The following is an 18,129-nucleotide window of genomic DNA, read 5'->3' as shown; positions in this document are numbered from 1 at the left end:
ACGGGAGAGAGAGATGAAACATAAAAGCCTGAAGCTGGCCTTATTGGGGACAACCCTGATGGCCACAACTGCCTATGCCGAAGACGTAACCCTGACCATCGAAAGCTGGCGCAATGATGACCTGACCCTGTGGCAGGACCAGATCATTCCCGCGTTCGAAGCGCAGCACCCCGGAATCAAGATCGATTTCACCCCGTCAGCACCAGCAGAGTATAACGCCGTTTTAAACTCGAAACTGGACGCGGGTTCAGCCGGTGACCTGATCACCTGCCGCCCCTTTGACGCCTCTTTGGCGCTGTATGATGCAGGACACCTGACCGATCTGTCCGGAGTCGATGCGATGAGCAACTTCTCGGACGTGGCAAAATCGGCCTGGCAGACGGATGATGGCGCGGTCACATTCTGCGTTCCGATGGCTTCGGTAATTCATGGGTTCATATATAACAAAGACGCATTTGCTGAACTTGGGATCGAAGTTCCAACGACCGAGGATGAGTTCTTTGCCGCGCTCGACAAGATTCGGGAAGATGGCACCTATATTCCGATGGCAATGGGTACCAACGACCAGTGGGAAGCCGCCACTATGGGTTACAACAACATCGGGCCGAACTACTGGAAGGGTGAGGAAGGCCGTCAGGCCCTGATCGCGGGTGAGCAAAAGCTTACCGATGAGGCCTGGACAGCCCCTTATGCCACATTGGCACGCTGGGGTGAGTATCTGGGCGACGGGTATGAGGCACAGACCTATCCCGATAGTCAGAACATCTTCACACTAGGTCGCGCGGCGATCTATCCCGCAGGCTCATGGGAAATCTCGGGCTTCAACACACAGGCCGATTTTGAGATGGGTGCATTCAAGCCGCCAGTCCGTAACGCTGGCGACACCTGCTACATTTCGGACCACACCGATATCGGTATCGGCATGAACGCCGCGACTGAACATCCCGAGGCCGCCGAGACATTCTTGACCTGGGTCGCAAGCCCGGAATTTGCAGAAATTTTCGGCAATGCCCTGCCCGGCTTCTTCCCACTTTCCAACACGCCTGTCGAATTGCAAGATCCACTGGCCAAGGAAATCGTGGGCTGGCGCGACGAGTGTGAATCGACCATCCGCTCGACCTATCAAATCCTGTCGCGCGGTACACCGAACCTTGAAAATGAAACCTGGGGCGCATCGGTTGCCGCCATCAAAGGCGCCAAATCCCCCGAGGATCTGGGTGCAGAATTGCAGGAAGGCCTCGCCTCCTGGTACGCACCACACCAGTAAACCCAATCATACCCGGGCGGCGGTGATCGCCCGGGTAAACCCGACACCCCATTGAAAGCAGTCCAATGAACCGCCCCCGCTTCCGCTGGCATATCGTCGTGTTTCTGGCACCGGCCGTGCTGGTCTATACCGCGGTTATGATCTTTCCGCTGTTCAACACGCTGCGTCTGGCGCTGTTTACCGAGGTCGATCAGACCCGTGTGTTCGTAGGCCTACAGAATTTTCGAACGCTGTTCTTTGACCCGATCTGGTCCGAACAGTTCTGGAATGCGCTGGGGAATAACTTCTGGTTTTTCCTGATCCATATGCTGGTGCAAAACCCCATTGGCATCGCACTGGCCGCGCTTCTCAGCCACCCACGGCTTCGATTTGCGGCCTTGTACCGGTCGGCGATCTTCATCCCTACGATCCTCAGCTTTGTGATTGTCGGCTTCGCCTGGAAATTGATCCTGTCGCCGATCTGGGGCATCGCTCCGTCAATGTTGGACGCGATTGGGCTGAAATCCCTGTTCGCTCCGTGGCTGGGAAAAGAGGAATACGCCCTGACCACGCTGGCGCTGATCTCGGTTTGGCAGTTCGTGGGCATACCGATGATGCTGATCTATGCCGCCTTGTTGACCATCCCCGAAGAAATCCTTGAGGCGGGTGAGATTGACGGCATCACCGGGGCTTCGGCCTTTTGGAAAATCAAGCTGCCGCTGATCCTACCGTCGATTGGGATCATCTCGATCCTGACCTTCGTGGGCAATTTTAACGCGTTCGACCTGATCTATGCGTCTCAAGGCGCGCTGGCCGGGCCGGATTTCTCGACCGATATTCTGGGTACCTTCATGTATCGCACCTTCTTTGGCTTCCAATTGCAACTGGGCGATCCGCATATGGGATCAGCCATCGCCGGGGCCATGTTTGCCATCATCCTGGTGGGTGTCTGCATCTATCTGTTTGGCATCCAGACCCGGATGCGCCGGTATCAACTGTGAGGGTGAACGGATGAACAAAGCACGCCAAAATCCCTTCAACACCGCCGCGATGCACGGTGCGTTGATCCTGTATACGCTGATCGCCCTGTTCCCGGTCTTTGTCATTCTGATCAACAGCTTCAAAACCCGCCGCGCGATCTTTCGCGAACCCCTGGCCCTGCCCAGCGCCGACAGTTTTTCACTGATCGGGTACGAGACGGTGATGAAGCAGGGGGATTTCTTCCTCTACTTCCAGAACTCGATGATCGTCACGGTCGCATCGCTGTTCTTCATCCTACTGCTTGGCGCCATGGCGGCCTATGCGCTGTCTGAATACCAGTTCAAAGGCAACCTGCTCATGGGGCTTTATCTGGCGCTGGGGATCATGATTCCTATCCGCATCGGCACTGTGGCGATCCTTGAGATGATGGTGGCGACCGGGCTGGTGAACACGCTGTGGGCGCTGATCCTTGTCTACACAGCGCAGGGGTTACCGCTGGCTGTATTCATACTGTCTGAATTCATGCGGCAGGTTAGTGATGACCTGAAAAACGCAGGCCGCATTGACGGTCTGTCGGAATACACGATCTTTTTCCGACTGGTCCTGCCACTGGTTCGTCCGGCAATGGCAACTGTAGCCGTGTTCAACATGATCCCGATCTGGAATGACCTGTGGTTCCCGCTGATCCTTGCCCCGGCTGAAGAAACCAAAACACTGACGCTGGGCAGTCAGGTCTTTATCGGGCAGTTCGTGACCGACTGGAACGCGGTTCTTTCGGCCCTGTCGATGGCAATCCTGCCGGTTCTGGTTCTCTACGTAATTTTCTCGCGCCAACTGATCCGTGGCATCACATCCGGAGCTGTCAAATGACCCGTGTACTGATCGCAGGTCTGGGCAATATGGGGCTAAGCCATGCGCTGGCCCATCACCACCACCCCGATGCGCAAATCGTCGGGCTGGTGAACCGATCCGGGCGCGTAGATCACCCCGAACTTTCGGATTATCCAGCGTATTCGGATTTCGAAACTGCTCTGAATGAGACCCGCCCCGATCTGGCTGTGATCGCGACCTATTCCGACAGCCACGCCGATTACGCCTGTGCGGCGATGCAGGCAGGCGCGCATGTCTTCGTCGAAAAGCCGCTAGCCACCAACGTCGCTGACGCGCGGCGGGTGGTGGAAACCGCCACGCGGCTGAACCGCAAGCTGGTCGTGGGCTATATCCTGCGCCACCACCCGTCTTGGATGCGCTTGATCACCGAGGCGCGCAATCTGGGCGGGCCATATGTGTTCCGTCTGAACCTGAACCAGCAATCCTCGGGCGCGGAATGGGAAACGCATAAGGCGCTGATGCAAACGACCTCACCCATTGTCGATTGCGGAGTTCATTATGTCGACGTCATGTGCCAGATCACCGATGCGCAGCCTGTCCGGGTTCATGGGATGGGTCTGCGCCTATCCGATGAGATCGCCGAGGACATGTACAATTACGGTCAGTTTCAGGTGGTTTTCGATGACGGCTCGGTCGGCTGGTACGAGGCCGGATGGGGCCCAATGATGTCTGAAACAGCATTTTTCGTGAAAGATATCGTGTCGCCCAACGGATCGGTTTCAATCACCGATGGCAATAAAGGCGCATCTTCCGATATTGATGGGCATACAACGGTTGGCGGCCTTCTGGTCCATACGCCACAAGGTGATCGAACCATCGATATGCCCGATGAACCCGGCCATCAGGAACTCTGCGATGCCGAACAAGCCTATATGCTGCGCGCAATCGCCGAAGACATCGACCTGACCCGTCATATGAATGACGCCGTTCAATCCCTCGCCATTTGTCTGGCCGCGGATGAAAGCATCCGCACCGGCCAGCCCGTTTCCCTTGAGGAGCCCGCAAAATGACCGCCCTGACGTTGAGCAATGTGAACAAATCCTTTGGCAATGTGCATGTCCTCAAGGACATCACGCTTGAGGTTGAAGAAGGCGAGTTTGTTGTCTTCGTCGGCCCCTCGGGTTGCGGCAAGTCCACCCTGCTACGTGTGATTGCGGGGCTCGAAGATGCCTCCTCGGGCGAAATCAATATCGGTGGTCAACAGGTCAATCTGGTGCCGCCATCCAAGCGTGGCATAGCTATGGTGTTTCAAAGCTATGCACTTTACCCGCACCTCAGCGTGCGCGGGAACATGACGCTGGCGCTGAAGCAGGAAAAGCAGTCCAAAGCGGTGATAGAGGAACGCGTTGCCAATGCCAGCCGGATGCTGAACCTCGAGCCCTATCTGGATCGCTATCCGTCTGAATTGTCGGGTGGTCAACGCCAGCGGGTCGCTATCGGCCGCGCCATTGTTCGGGAACCCAAGCTGTTCCTGTTTGACGAACCGCTATCCAATCTGGACGCCGCCTTGCGGATGAACACACGGATCGAGATTGCGAACCTGCACCGGGCACTGGACGCCTCGATGATCTATGTCACTCATGACCAGACCGAGGCGATGACACTGGCCGACAAGATCGTCGTTCTGCGTGACGGACGGGTGGAACAGATCGGTAGCCCGATGGAGCTGTACAACAACCCTGCAAACCAGTTCGTTGCCGGATTTCTAGGCTCACCGTCTATGAATTTCCTACCCGAAAGCCTGTTGGGGGATAGCGGCCAGAACATCATTGGAATCCGCCCCGAAGACCTGTTTCTGTCCGACGACGGCCCGCTGACAGCTCAGGTCAGCCACGTTGAAAAACTGGGTGGGGACACAAACGTCATCGCCAAAATACACGACCAATCCGTGACCGCGCGGCTATTCGGTCAGCACGCCATTTCCGAAGGTCAGGAATTGCGGCTCGCCTATACCGCTGACAAGGCCTATCGGTTCGACGCAGCTGGTCAGCGTTTGCGCTAAATGTCGCAGGCACGCGTGTTTTTCTGCGGAATAATCGCGCACCAGAACGCGCGGATTCCCGCAGAGAAAAGGCCTTTTCCCTTTTCATTGCACGCAAAATTCTGAAAGATCAGGCCTCTCCCTTAACGGGGTTGTTATCAAGCTGTCACAAAGAAATTCTAATTGCCTTTCATCTGCTATTTTCTGACAGCCAGGAGCTATCCATGAAAGACATTGATCCCACCACCCTGTCCGCCGACGATTGGGACGAGCTGCATTTCCCCCGCCCCGAAGAAAACGACTTTGACCGTGTTGTAGAAAGCGCCATTTCGCGCCGAGGTTTTCTGGGTGGTGTGCTAGCATTTGGATCAGGCGCTGCCGCTATGGGCGCGGGTCTGATGGGGTCGACTGCCGCTGATGCCGTCACCACGTCGCGCTTTACATTCACGCCAATTGCTGCGCAGACCGATGGCACCGTGCATGTGCCCGAAGGGTATGAGTGGAAAATTCTGATGCGTTGGGGCGATCCACTGTTTTCCGATGCTGATGGCTATGACCTGACGGATGGCGGCCCATTGGACAAATCAGACCGTATCTTCGGTGAAAACACTGATGGGATGGAGACATTTTCGTTCCGGGGTCATGAGCTGATCGCCATCAACCACGAATACCCGAACCGCAAGATCAATATGTCAGCTACGCAGGAAGGCGTGCCCGCCAACGCGGACGATGTTTTGAAGCTGCAGAACATTCAGGGTGTGACCGTGATGGAGATCGCCGAAGGCCCCAACGGCTGGTCGGTTGTCAAAGACAGCCCCTTCAATCGCCGTATCCACCACAATACGCCAATGAAGATCGTAGGTCCCGCTGCGGGTCACGATCTGCTGAAGACGCAGGCCGACCCGACCGGCACGGCGTCTCTGGGCACCATGAACAACTGTGGCGCGGGTAAAACGCCATGGGGCACATACCTGACCTGCGAAGAGAACTTTAACGGCTATTTCGGATCGTCCGATGAAAACGCCAGCTACGACCAGAAGGTGGCAGACGGCTTCAAACGTTACGGTGTCAAAGCCGAAAGCTGGAACGGGTATGAGCTTTTCGATCCGCGTTTCGACACGTCAAAAAACCCAAACGAACCGCACCGCGCGGGTTGGATCGTGGAAATCGACCCGACCAAGCCGAACAGCACGCCGGTCAAGCACACCGGCCTGGGCCGCTTCAAACACGAAAACGCCGAGGTGACACTGGCCGCAGATAGCCGTGTGGTTGTCTATATGGGCGATGACGAGCGCGGCGAGTACTTGTACAAGTTCGTCTCGAACGGCACCTATCAGCCAGGTGGCGAAACCGAGAGCTTGCTGAATGACGGAACGCTGTACGTTGCCAAGTTCAACGACGATGCGACCGGTGAATGGCTGCCACTGACGCCGGAAACGACTGGCATGGATGATGCTGAAATCCGGATCTTTACCCGCATGGCAGCGTCTGCCGTAGGTGGCACCACTATGGACCGCCCAGAATGGGTGGCGTCGAACCCGGTTGCGGTCGAGGCCTATTGCTGCCTGACCAACAACAAGAACCGTGGTGTCAAACCGAATGCCGGTGGTGACGACACTTCGGTCAATGCCGCCAACCCACGTGAGGCCAACAAGTACGGTCAAATCGTCCGCTGGCGACCCTCGAATGACGATCACGCCGCAGACACGTTTGACTGGGATCTCTATGTCATGGCGGGCAACCCGACGGTGCATTCCGACGACCGCGCTGGCTCGCCGAATGTGAATGAGGGTAACCTGTTCAACTCGCCCGATGGCATGGTCATCGACTCGACTGGCCTGATCTGGATTCAGACCGACGGTAAGGACAACAATGAGGGTGACTTTGCTGGCAATGGCAATAACCAGATGCTGGTTGGCGACCCGGTGACCGGCGAAATCGTACGGTTCATGACGGGCCCCAATGGTTGCGAGGTCACCGGCTTGGCCTGGTCCAACGACCTGCGCACCATGTTTGTGGGCATTCAGCATCCGGGCAGCAACTGGCCCGATGGCGGTACACCGCGATCATCGGTCATCGCCATCAAGCGCTCCGACAACGGTTTGGTCGGCTAAACGTCGAAAAAGCCCCCACTCTATAGTTGGGGCGTTTTGTCAGATATCCTCACCCGGAGGCGCCAGTGGCCCTCCGGGTGCCAGAAGATGACGCTCCGAAAGCCACGGGTTCAGTTCCAGTGCTTGGTTCAAAGCTTCGCGCGCCTCGTCAATCCTTTGCAATCCCAACAAGGTCAGGGCGCGCCCGCTGATGGCCGCCACATGGTTAGGCGACAGTTCGATCGCCTTGTCCAGATCTGGTAACGCGGCCTGAAAATCCTGCCGCAAATAATGCGCAAAGGCGCGCTGGTTGTACCCTTCGGCATATGACGGGCAATAGGCGACCAGCTTGTTGAAATCCTCGATGGCGCCCAGCAGATCCCATGCGTTTCGGCGCGTCATGCCTCGGTCCAGAACCGCCTGCGCGCTTTCATCAGGTGCGTCCGTCCAAAACTCCCACAATTGGTTCGACAAGAGACGGGCGGCCTGTTCGTTTTCGGCCTGTTGTATCTGGGCGATTACGCCACTGACATCGGCGCTGTGATCCGGCGCAACAGGGCATTCATCGGCATGCGCTGTTGTGGATGTTATTAACAGGATGGTGGCATAGGTGATCTGTTTCATGACCCAATGGTGACGCGTGCGGGGTTTTCGTCAACCCATCCCGTCAATGGCACCGGACACGCCCGTCTCTTTCACCGCTTCCATCGCGACGAAGGTCGATGTGTTGGCCACATGCGGCAGGGATGAGATTTTCTCGGCCAGCACCGCGCGATATTCCGACATCGAGCCGGTACGAATTTTCAACAAATAGTCAAAATTCGACGCAATCATATGGGCTTGCTCGATCTCGGCCACCCTACGCACTGCCGCGTTGAACTCGGCCAGGGCCTTTTCGCGCGTGTCGGTCAGGCGTACCTCGACAAAGGCGACGTGATCCAGACCAAGACGGATCGGGTCCAGCAGGGCACGGTATCCGGTGATGATGCCCTCGGCCTCAAGTCTTTTCACACGTGCTTGAGTTGGAGATTTCGACAACCCGATCCGCCGCGCAAGGTCGGCAACCGAAATGCGCCCGTCCTCGGCCAGAATCGCCAGGATCGACCGGTCGAACCGATCCAGATCGGGATTATCTTTTTGCATCGCTGAACCTCGAAATTTCAGAACATTCGCCTACCATTTTTTGAACTTAAGGCGATTGTCCTGAAAAATCGACTGTATACTCCCCAAAAGCCCGGAGGATACATGACACACAGCCTGCGCACCCATATCGACGGCCAGACCTATGCTGACCAGTCTGCAGTATTGGATCAGTTGGTCGAACATGCCAAGCTGCCCCAAGCCGACCGCACGGCGATCTGCGCAGCAGCGGCTCAGTTGGTGCGTGACATCCGGTCCAGTACTTCGCCCGGCATGATGGAGGTGTTTCTGGCCGAATACGGCCTGTCCACCGACGAGGGCATCGCGCTGATGTGTCTGGCCGAGGCGCTGCTGCGCGTCCCTGATGCCGACACCATCGACGCGCTGATCGAGGATAAGATCGCACCGTCGGATTGGGGCAAACATCTGGGGCAGTCATCGTCTTCGCTGGTGAACGCGTCAACTTGGGCGCTGATGCTGACCGGAAAGGTTCTGGACGAGGGCAAAGCGTCGCCCGTCGGCGCCCTGCGTGGGGCCATCAAACGATTGGGCGAACCGGTGATCCGTACGGCCGTTGGCCGCGCGATGAAAGAAATGGGCCGTCAATTCGTACTGGGTGAGACTATCCAGTCCGCCATGGACCGGGCCGCCGGGATGGAGGCAAAGGGTTACACCTATTCCTACGACATGCTGGGCGAGGCGGCGCGCACCGAAGCTGACGCCGCCCGTTATCACCTGTCTTATTCCCGCGCCATCGCGGCCATTGCCGATGCCTGCACCCATGACGATATCCGGGCCAATCCGGGGATATCGGTGAAGCTGTCAGCCCTGCATCCGCGCTATGAACTGGCGCAGGAACAACGGGTGATGGAAGAGCTTGTCCCTCACCTGCGCGCCCTGTGCCTGTTGGCCAAAGCCGCCGGTATGGGCCTGAATGTAGACGCCGAGGAAGCCGACCGCCTGTCGCTTTCCCTGCAAGTGATCGAGGCCGTTATGGGTGAGCCCGCATTGGCCGGTTGGGATGGTTTCGGCATTGTCGTGCAAGCCTATGGTCCGCGTGCGGGGCTTGTTCTGGACACGCTCTATGACATGGCAGAACGTCATGACCGCAAACTGATGGTCCGGCTGGTCAAAGGGGCCTATTGGGATACTGAGGTCAAGCGCGCGCAGGTCGAGGGTGTCGACGGTTTCCCGGTTTTCACACGCAAGGCGGCGACCGATATCTCGTACATCGCCAATGCCCGCAAGCTGTTGGGTATGACCGACCGGATTTACCCGCAATTTGCCACCCATAACGCCCATACCGTCAGCGCAATCCTGCATATGGCCGACGCGCAACCGTTCGAGTTTCAGCGTTTGCATGGCATGGGCGAAACTTTGCATCAGATCGTTCGCGATCAAAGCAACACTCGCTGCCGAATTTACGCTCCGGTCGGAGCACATCGCGATCTTTTGGCCTATCTGGTGCGGCGTTTGCTTGAAAACGGTGCGAACTCATCCTTCGTGAACCAGATCGTCGATGAAAATGTGCCACCCGAGGAGGTCGCCTCGGACCCGTTCGACACCATTGCAGAACCAAAATCACCGCTGCCAACCGGCCCTGAACTGTTTCAACCCGAGCGACCCAATTCTAAAGGGTTCGATCTGCAACACACACCGACGCTCGATCGGATTGACGCCGCCCGCGATGCGTTTCGCGCGCATCACTGGTACGCGCAGCCGCTTCTGTCACAAGACGCGCATCCCGACGCTGACGAACCCGTCACCAATCCGGCGCATCCACAGGACCGTCCGGGCGCAGTCGCCCCGGCCAGCGCTCAGGATGTCGAACTTGCGTTGGCCACGGCGGCTCCGTGGAATGCTCCGGCTGAACTACGGGCGCAGGTATTGAATACAGCAGCTGATCTGTACGAAGCACATTATGGTGAGCTTTTCGCTCTGCTGGCGCGAGAGGCTGGCAAATCGATTCCCGATGCGGTCGCTGAACTGCGCGAGGCGGTCGATTTCCTTCGTTATTATGCTGCTAATATCCCGGCGGCTGAACTGGCGGGCACGTTTACTTGCATCAGCCCCTGGAACTTTCCGCTGGCAATCTTTACCGGGCAGATTTCGGCGGCTTTGGCCACCGGCAACGCCGTTCTAGCCAAGCCTGCGCCGCAAACACCGTTGGTCGCGCACCGGGCTGTCCAACTGCTGCACGAGGCCGGAGTACCGCGCGACGTTCTGCAACTGCTGCCCGGTGGGCCGTCCGTCGGGGCGGCGTTGACGTCAGACCCGCGCGTGTCTGGGGTCGCCTTTACAGGCTCGACCGCCACCGCATTGAAAATTCGTTCAGCAATGGCAGAGAACCTGAAACCTGGCACGCCTTTGATCGCGGAAACCGGCGGATTGAACGCCATGATTGTGGACAGCACCGCACTGCCTGAACAAGCCGTGCAATCCATCATCGAAAGCGCATTTCAATCTGCGGGTCAGAGATGCTCGGCCCTGCGCTGCCTCTATGTGCAGGAAGATATCGCCGACGACTTGCTGAACATGCTGACCGGCGCGATGGAGGCTTTGCAGGTCGGTGACCCATGGCTTTTGTCGACCGACTGCGGCCCGGTCATTGATCAGGACGCGCTGCAAGGCATTGCGGACCACATCGCGCAAGCGCGCGCAGAAGGCCGGGTAGTGAAGGAACTGAACACGCCCCCCGAAGGGACTTTCATCGCCCCTACCCTGATCGAAATCCCCGGTATCAGCGCACTGGAGCGTGAAGTGTTTGGCCCGGTCCTGCATGTCGTCCGCTTCAAGGCTGCTGAGATTGATCAGGTCATCGCCGACATCAATGCCACGGGTTATGGGCTGACTTTCGGCCTGCACACCCGCATCGATGACCGGGTGCAACACATCACCGAGGCCGTTCACGCGGGCAACATTTATGTCAACCGCAACCAGATTGGTGCGATCGTGGGATCTCAGCCCTTTGGCGGCGAAGGTCTGTCGGGCACTGGACCCAAGGCGGGTGGACCGAACTACATGGCACGCTTCTGTGCACCGGATCGTCAACACAGCACGGCGAATTGGAACAACACGATGGGCGATCTACCCGATCCGCAAGGCCAGCCTGCTGCCGTACGCACGCAATCCCTGCCCGGCCCGACCGGCGAATCCAACCGACTGAGTGAATTCCCCCGCGCGCCATTGTTGTGCATGGGGCCAGGACCCGAGGCCGCACAAGCGCAGGCCGAAGCAGTCGCAGCCCTGGGCGGCACCGCCATTCTAGCGACCGGAATGGTGGACCTGCACAGGCTAGAGAACATCGCCAATATCTCAGGAGTTCTGTGGTGGGGAGATGACGAAACCGCGCGCGAGATCGAACGCCACCTGGCCCGCCGTGACGGCCCGATCCTGCCGCTGATCCCCGGTCGGCCTGACCGGGCGCGGGTTCTGGGCGAGCGTCACGTCTGCGTCGACACCACCGCCGCCGGAGGCAATGCGGCCTTGTTGGGAGGTGCGGCGTAACCGTACCTTGACGCTGGGCCGGGAAAAGCCCAGCGTCCCCCCATGTTTCCGATCCGTGACCACAATCCGTCTGGGCGCACGCCCTATGTCGTTTACCTACTGATGGCAGCCAATATCCTGATTTTCTTCAGCTATGTGGGGATTATGGATAATGCACCGCTGATCAACAGGCTGTATTTCGACTATGCTATCATCCCGGCGAGGATCACCGATGGATTTGCGTTCGAAACCCTTGTGACGTCGATGTTTCTGCATGGTGGATGGATGCATCTGGCCGGGAACATGCTGTTTCTCTGGATTTTCGGGGACAATCTTGAAGATGAGATGGGCCACCTGCCCTTCCTGCTGTTCTATTTGCTGGCTGGTGTCGGCGCAGGCCTGATCCACGTTGCCACCGCGCCGGATTCGGTGGTGCCGACCATTGGAGCCTCGGGTGCGATTGCCGGGGTGATGGGCGGCTATCTTTTGCTGTTCCCCAAAGCGCGCGTAGACGTTCTGCTGATTCTGATCGTCTATTTTCGGATTTTCACCATCCCGGCTTTCCTCATGCTGGGCATCTGGTTGGGCCTTCAATTCATGGGCAGCCTTGCAAGCAACCCGGACGAAGGTGGAGTTGCCTATTGGGCGCACACGGGCGGCTTTTTTGTCGGCCTGGTCCTGTGCGTCCCGCTTTGGCTTAAACGAGGTGGCCCCGCGTATTGGGGCCGCACCCACGGCCACCCGCCCCACCCCGAACACAAATACAAATTATCGCAATCCCGCATTCCACGGGTCCCGCGAAAATAGGCGCTAGTCCTCAGGCGGCTTCGGTAATCGACCGCCGCTGAGCTGCGTGATCTCTTCTGCGGCGTCCCGAACCAACGCACCCAGTTCTGTTGCCCGGTCGGCAATGAACCGGACAGACGGCCCAGACACGGAAATCCCGGCACAGGGTTCGCCCCGGTCATTGTAGATGGCGGCACCAATACAGGACATGCCTTCGTACCGTTCCTCATGATCATGCGACCAGCCGCGGGCATGGGTTTTAGCCAAATCCGCCTCTAACCCTTCGTTCGGCAGCAACGTATGTGAGGTGAAACGAACAGCGTCAGCCGCCAATGCTTTGCTGGCCGCAGACTCGCTCATCGCGGCCAATATCGCTTTGCCAGTGCCGGACGCGTACATCGGCGTCCGCGCACCCGGTGGGAAAAACGCCCGGATCGGGTTCGGCGTTTCAACCTGTCCGACAAAAACCACTTCGGACCCGTCTGGCACGGCCAAATTCGCGGTTTCGCCACTTTCTTGCATCAAACGCCGCAAGATCGGTCGCCCGATTTCAATCACGCTGTTTCGACGCAGGAACGAAGCGCCGGTGCGATACGCTTCAATCCCGATCATCCACTCCTGCCGTTCGTCATCGAAGGCGACAAACCCATGTTTCTGCAACGTCGCCAGAATGCGGTGCGTAGTGGCTGTAGGTACATCCACTTCGCGCGCAAGATCGCTTAGCGCAGCGCGTTCCATTCGTGCCACTGCGGTCAGAACAACCAGCGCCCGATCCAGTGATTGCATGGTCCCGGCCGAGCTTTCCTTGAACAGCGATTTGGGCCTGCCGCGCGGCCTTTTGGGGGTGTCCGTCACTGATTTCTCCTTTCAGACCGGCAAAGTTTTTTTCATCCCGCTTTCTGAAACTCAAAAATGAAAAACGGAAAATCACATCTATTCAATGGATTATTTATTTAATTGCAAAAATGAAAATATTTTTCAAGAAAATTGCGCCAAGGAGCGATTTCGACAACACTCTTCTTCAAATCGGAGGATCTAGAAATGTCCAATCAAAACCCGGTATTCATTCCCGGCCCCACCAATATCCCGGATCGGTTGCGCCTAGCGATGCAGGTCCAGACACAAGACCACCGCGCGCCTGATTTTGTCGAAACCTTTGCCCCTGTGCTGGAAGACACCAAAAAGGTGTTTGGAACCAAAGAAGGGAAGATCATCACCTTCCCGGCCAGCGGAACAGGCGGCTGGGAGGCATCGGTGACCAATACGCTCAGCCCCGGCGACAGCGTACTGGTTGCGCGCTATGGCATGTTCAGCCATCGCTGGATCGACCTGTGCCAACGGCACGGCCTGGATGTCCGCATCATCGAATGCCCCTGGGGCAGCGGCGCGCCCGCCGATAAGTTTGCTGAAGCTCTTGCCGCAGACAAAGAGCATAAGATCAAAGCAGTTCTGGTAACGCATAACGAAACGGCGACCGGCGTACGCTCGGATATCGGAGCGGTGCGCAAGGCAATGGATGCCAGCGACCACCCGGCGATGCTGTTTGTGGATTGCGTCAGTTCACTGGCCTCGATGCCGTTCGAGTTTGATGGCTGGGGCGTCGATATCGCGGTGTCGGGTTCGCAAAAGGGCTTCATGCTGGCAACCGGTATGGCGATCCTGTGTGTCAGCCCCAAGGCGCTGGCTGCGATGGAAACGGCCCAACTGCCGCGCACCTTCTTTGATTTCCGCGACATGATGAACGCAAATGCGTCGGGCGGGTTTCCCTATACCCCACCACTGCAGCTGATCTATGGTATGCGCGAAAGCCTGAAGATGCTGTTCGAGGAAGGGCTGGACAACGTATATGCCCGCCATTTCCGTCTGGCCGAAGGGGTCCGCAAGGCAACTGCCGCCTGGGGGCTGGAGTTGGTGGCGCAATCGCCCGACCTGTATTCCGATACCGTCAGTGCGATCTACGTACCTGAAGGCTTTGACAGCAATGCGCTGACCGATCACGCCTTTAATGCCTATGGCGTAAGCTTTGGCATCGGGTTGGGCGAAATGAACGGCAAAGCCTTCCGTATCGGCCATCTGGGCAGCCTGACGGATGTAATGGTTCTGTCCGGTCTGGCCACGATCGAAATGGCGATGGCTGATCTGGACTATCCGATCACGTTGGGCAGCGGTGTTGCAGCAGCGCAGGAGTACTTCCGCAGCGGCAGCGCCACACCGATGCAATCCGCAGCTTAAGGAGGAGCTTGATGTTGGACGCACTCACCACAGCTGAAAGCCTGACGCTGGCCGACATGCGCGAAGCGCACGAACGGATTCGGCCACATATCAACCGCACCCCAGTGATGCGTTCGGACTATCTGGACGAACTGACCGGCGCACAGCTGTTCTTTAAATGTGAAAACTTCCAAGAAGCCGGGGCCTTCAAAGTGCGCGGGGCCTGCAATGCGGTCTTTGGGCTGGATGACGACGCTGCAAAGCGCGGCGTGGCCACCCACTCTTCGGGCAACCATGCGCTCAGTTTGTCATATGCAGCCGGACGGCGGGGTATTCCCTGTAACGTCGTGATGCCGCGCACGGCACCGCAAGCCAAGAAAGACGCGGTGCGCCGTTATGGCGGGATCATCACCGAGTGTGAACCTTCGACCACCTCGCGTGAGGCCGTGTTTGCCGAAGTGCAAGGCCGGACGGGCGGTGAGTTCGTTCACCCCTACAACGACCCGCGCGTAATTGCAGGGCAAGCCACCTGTTCCGCCGAACTGCTTGAGCAAACCGACGGTGTGGACGCTGTAGTCGCACCCATTGGTGGCGGCGGCATGATCTCGGGCACGTGCCTGACCCTGTCGAACGCGGCCCCCGAGGTAAAGATATACGCCGCCGAACCGGAACAAGCCGACGACGCCTATCGCAGCTTCAAGGCCGGGCACATCATCGCGGATGACGCGCCGATCACTGTCGCCGACGGTCTGAAAGTGCCGCTGAAGGAAAACACCTGGCACTTCGTGTCCCGCTTTGTCACCGACATTCAAACCGCCAGTGAAGACGAAATCGTCGAGGCGATGAAGATCACCTGGAAATACCTGCGTGTCGTGATGGAGCCCAGCAGCGCCGTGCCATTGGCCACCATCCTGAAACACCCCGAAGTGTTCAAGGGCAAACGCGTCGGCGTGATCATCACTGGTGGCAACGTGGATTTGGATAAATTGCCCTGGATCAAGGGCTGAGGAGGAAGAAATATGAACAAGCCTGTGAATATTGATCAGCTTGAAGTTGGCTTTGACATTCCTGCCGCGATTGGCACGGACGAGGCCGATATTCAGACGCCAAGCCTGGTGCTGGATCTGGACGCGCTGGAGCGCAACATCAAAAAGATGGGTGACTATGCCAAGGCCCATGGGATGCGTCACCGGGTGCATGGCAAGATGCATAAATCCGTCGATGTGGCAAAGCTGCAGGTCGAGCTAGGCGGGGCCTGTGGGGTATGTTGCCAGAAAGTCTCTGAGGCCGAGGTCTTTGCCCGCGGCGGTATCAAAGACGTCCTGGTCTCGAACCAAGTGCGCGACCCGGCCAAGATCGACCGCCTTGCGCGCATGCCCAAGCTGGGCGCACGGACGATCTGCTGTGTCGACGACATCGACAATGTCGCCGATCTGTCCGAGGCGGCACAACGCCATGGCACCCAGATCGAATGTCTGGTGGAGATTGACTGCGGCGCAGGTCGCTGCGGCGTGACGACGACGCCCGAGGTAATCGCCATCGCCAAAGCCATCGACGCGGCTCCGGGGCTGACGTTCTCTGGCATTCAGGCTTACCAGGGCGCGATGCAGCACATGGACATTTATGAGGACCGCAAGGCCAAGATCGACGTTGCCGTGGCACAGGTCAAAGACGCAGTGGACGGGTTGGCCGCAGAAGGTCTGGAGTGTGACATTGTCGGCGGTGGCGGCACCGGGTCTTACTATTTTGAAAGCACTTCGGGCGTGTACAACGAACTGCAGTGCGGTTCCTACGCCTTCATGGACGCCGATTATGGTCGTATCCTTGATCAGGACGGCAACCGCATCGACCGTGGAGAATGGGAGAACGCGTTCTTCATCCTCACCAGCGTCATGAGCCACGCCAAGGCCGACAAGGCCATTGTCGATGCAGGCCTCAAAGCGCAGTCGGTGGACAGTGGCTTGCCGGTGATCTTTGGGCGCACCGATGTGGAATACATCAAGTGTTCGGACGAACACGGTGTTGTCGCTGATCCCGATGGTGCGCTGAAGGTGAACGACAAACTGCGCTTGGTTCCGGGTCACTGCGATCCCACCGCCAACGTCCATGATTGGTATGTTGGGGTGCGCAACGGCAAGGTCGAAACCCTCTGGCCAGTATCCGCTCGCGGTAAGGCGTATTAAGCCGAACCGCATTGATCCGGGCGGCGGTTCTTCCCTTCCCTGCCGCCCGGACCTGCCCTCAAGCTAAGGAAAAGGTCATGAAAGATATGTCGGAAAAACCCTTGCTGATCGTCGGAGAAGATCTGTGCCAGCAACTGGTTGGCCGCAGCGACGCGTTTGACGCGGTGCAGGACGTGTTCGCCGCAATGGCGCGCGGTGATGCTTACAACTTTCCGGTCATCCGTGAAGCGATTGGCTATGCCGATGCGCTTTATGGATTCAAATCCGGCTTTGACCGCGCAGGTCAGGTGCTGGGTGTCAAATCCGGCGGCTACTGGCCGGGCAATCTGGACAAAGGGTTGACCAACCACCAATCCACTGTCTTCCTGTTCGACCCGGACACCGGGCGTCTGTCTGCACTGGTCGGCGGCAACTACCTGACCGCCGTGCGCACGGCTGCATCGTCTGCCGTTTCCATCGCCCATCTGGCCCGAAAGAACTCCAAGGTTCTGGGCATGGTTGGCGCTGGCCATCAATCTGCCTTCCAACTGCGCGCCGCAGCCGAGCAACGCGACTTTGAAAAAGTCGTTGCCTGGAACCCCCACCCCGAGATGCTTCCGCGTCTGGGTGAGGTCGCGAAAGAAATCGGCCTCGACTTCGAAGCTGTTAGTCAAGAAGAGCTGGGCGCACAGGCGGATGTCATCATCACCATCACGTCGGCGTTTGAACCTTTGCTGATGAAAGACTGGATCAAACCGGGCACCCATCTGGCCTGCATGGGCACCGATACGGTAGGCAAGCAAGAAGTCGATGCCGCTCTGGTTGCCAGTGCAACGGTTTACACCGACGAAGTTGCCCAATCGGTCACCCTTGGCGAAGCTCAGCATGCCATCGCAAACGGCTCGTTGACCGAAGATCAGATCACCCCAATCGGTGCCGTCATCAATGGTGACCATTCGGGGCGGGCAAGCGCGGATGAAATTACCTTGTTCGACGGAACCGGTGTTGGGCTACAGGACCTGGCGGTTGCATCTGTTGCCGCACGGCTGGCGGATGAAGCCGGGCTGGCGCAGCGCGCGACCCTCTGAATCCAGTCTCTTTGAAACAACAAAGCGCGCCTGTAACAGGGCGCGCTTTTTTTTAATGGATTTG

The 18,129-nt window shown here is 58.0% G+C and carries 15 protein-coding genes; 12 read left to right on the top strand and 3 right to left on the bottom strand.

The features are described from left to right. Window positions 1-13: 13 nt before the first annotated feature. From ACR3EP_RS00915 to ACR3EP_RS00890, 6 genes are all read left to right on the top strand, one after another. A complete protein-coding gene (locus tag ACR3EP_RS00915; RefSeq protein ID WP_170347916.1) occupies window positions 14-1,267 on the top strand; it encodes an ABC transporter substrate-binding protein in 1,254 nt (417 codons plus the stop codon). A 65-nt stretch (window positions 1,268-1,332) separates the two neighbouring features. Continuing rightward, window positions 1,333-2,247 (top strand): carbohydrate ABC transporter permease, encoded by a 915-nt coding sequence (locus ACR3EP_RS00910; RefSeq protein WP_170347915.1) that lies wholly within the window; start codon window positions 1,333-1,335, stop codon window positions 2,245-2,247. A 10-nt stretch (window positions 2,248-2,257) separates the two neighbouring features. Beyond that, window positions 2,258-3,097, top strand: a complete 840-nt coding sequence (locus ACR3EP_RS00905; RefSeq protein ID WP_170360456.1) for a carbohydrate ABC transporter permease — start codon at window positions 2,258-2,260, stop codon at window positions 3,095-3,097. Continuing rightward, on the top strand, window positions 3,094-4,128 hold the full coding sequence (locus tag ACR3EP_RS00900; protein WP_480635869.1) for a Gfo/Idh/MocA family protein: 1,035 nt from the start codon (window positions 3,094-3,096) through the stop codon (window positions 4,126-4,128). The genes ACR3EP_RS00905 and ACR3EP_RS00900 overlap by 4 nt, the downstream gene beginning before the upstream one ends. Further along, window positions 4,125-5,120, top strand: a complete 996-nt coding sequence (locus tag ACR3EP_RS00895) for an ABC transporter ATP-binding protein (RefSeq protein WP_170347912.1) — start codon at window positions 4,125-4,127, stop codon at window positions 5,118-5,120. The genes ACR3EP_RS00900 and ACR3EP_RS00895 overlap by 4 nt, the downstream gene beginning before the upstream one ends. 203 nt (window positions 5,121-5,323) lie before the next feature. Continuing rightward, a complete protein-coding gene (locus tag ACR3EP_RS00890; protein WP_480635867.1) occupies window positions 5,324-7,213 on the top strand; it encodes a PhoX family protein in 1,890 nt (629 codons plus the stop codon). Between the two features lie 39 nt (window positions 7,214-7,252). Here ACR3EP_RS00890 and ACR3EP_RS00885 read toward each other — a convergent pair whose 3' ends face one another. Next, window positions 7,253-7,816, bottom strand: coding sequence for a tetratricopeptide repeat protein (locus ACR3EP_RS00885; protein ID WP_170347910.1), 564 nt, complete (start codon window positions 7,814-7,816; stop codon window positions 7,253-7,255). A gap of 30 nt (window positions 7,817-7,846) precedes the next feature. Beyond that, complete coding sequence (locus tag ACR3EP_RS00880) at window positions 7,847-8,335, bottom strand: Lrp/AsnC family transcriptional regulator (protein ID WP_170374334.1); 489 nt, start codon at window positions 8,333-8,335, stop codon at window positions 7,847-7,849. A 102-nt stretch (window positions 8,336-8,437) separates the two neighbouring features. Here ACR3EP_RS00880 and putA point away from each other — a divergent pair, with 102 nt between their 5' ends. Both putA and ACR3EP_RS00870 read left to right on the top strand, forming a co-directional pair. Continuing rightward, entirely contained in the window at window positions 8,438-11,839 is a 3,402-nt protein-coding gene (gene putA, locus ACR3EP_RS00875; protein WP_480635865.1) for a bifunctional proline dehydrogenase/L-glutamate gamma-semialdehyde dehydrogenase PutA, read from the top strand. Between the two features lie 42 nt (window positions 11,840-11,881). Beyond that, on the top strand, window positions 11,882-12,625 hold the full coding sequence (locus tag ACR3EP_RS00870; protein WP_170360462.1) for a rhomboid family intramembrane serine protease: 744 nt from the start codon (window positions 11,882-11,884) through the stop codon (window positions 12,623-12,625). 3 nt (window positions 12,626-12,628) lie between these two features. Here ACR3EP_RS00870 and ACR3EP_RS00865 read toward each other — a convergent pair whose 3' ends face one another. Next, the gene (locus ACR3EP_RS00865; RefSeq protein ID WP_170409018.1) at window positions 12,629-13,459 is read right to left on the bottom strand and encodes an IclR family transcriptional regulator; all 831 of its coding nucleotides are present in this window, start codon (window positions 13,457-13,459) and stop codon (window positions 12,629-12,631) included. A 186-nt stretch (window positions 13,460-13,645) separates the two neighbouring features. Between ACR3EP_RS00865 and bhcA the strand changes: the two genes are divergently transcribed. The 4 genes from bhcA (at window position 13,646) to bhcD (ending at window position 18,065) form a co-directional block, all read left to right on the top strand. Continuing rightward, window positions 13,646-14,836, top strand: a complete 1,191-nt coding sequence (gene bhcA / locus ACR3EP_RS00860) for an L-aspartate--glyoxylate aminotransferase BhcA (RefSeq protein ID WP_170360466.1) — start codon at window positions 13,646-13,648, stop codon at window positions 14,834-14,836. Window positions 14,837-14,847: 11 nt separating this feature from the next. Beyond that, window positions 14,848-15,822, top strand: a complete 975-nt coding sequence (gene bhcB, locus ACR3EP_RS00855; protein WP_170360468.1) for a beta-hydroxyaspartate dehydratase BhcB — start codon at window positions 14,848-14,850, stop codon at window positions 15,820-15,822. A 12-nt stretch (window positions 15,823-15,834) separates the two neighbouring features. Continuing rightward, window positions 15,835-16,998, top strand: coding sequence for a 3-hydroxy-D-aspartate aldolase BhcC (bhcC, locus tag ACR3EP_RS00850; RefSeq protein WP_480635863.1), 1,164 nt, complete (start codon window positions 15,835-15,837; stop codon window positions 16,996-16,998). Window positions 16,999-17,075: 77 nt separating this feature from the next. Beyond that, a complete protein-coding gene (bhcD, locus tag ACR3EP_RS00845; RefSeq protein WP_480635861.1) occupies window positions 17,076-18,065 on the top strand; it encodes an iminosuccinate reductase BhcD in 990 nt (329 codons plus the stop codon). Window positions 18,066-18,129: the final 64 nt, after the last annotated feature.

It is taken from the genome of Ruegeria sp. BB10, assembly GCF_056535725.1.
Note: the sequence above shows the minus strand (reverse complement) of the source record. Positions and strands in the feature narration are given on the sequence as shown.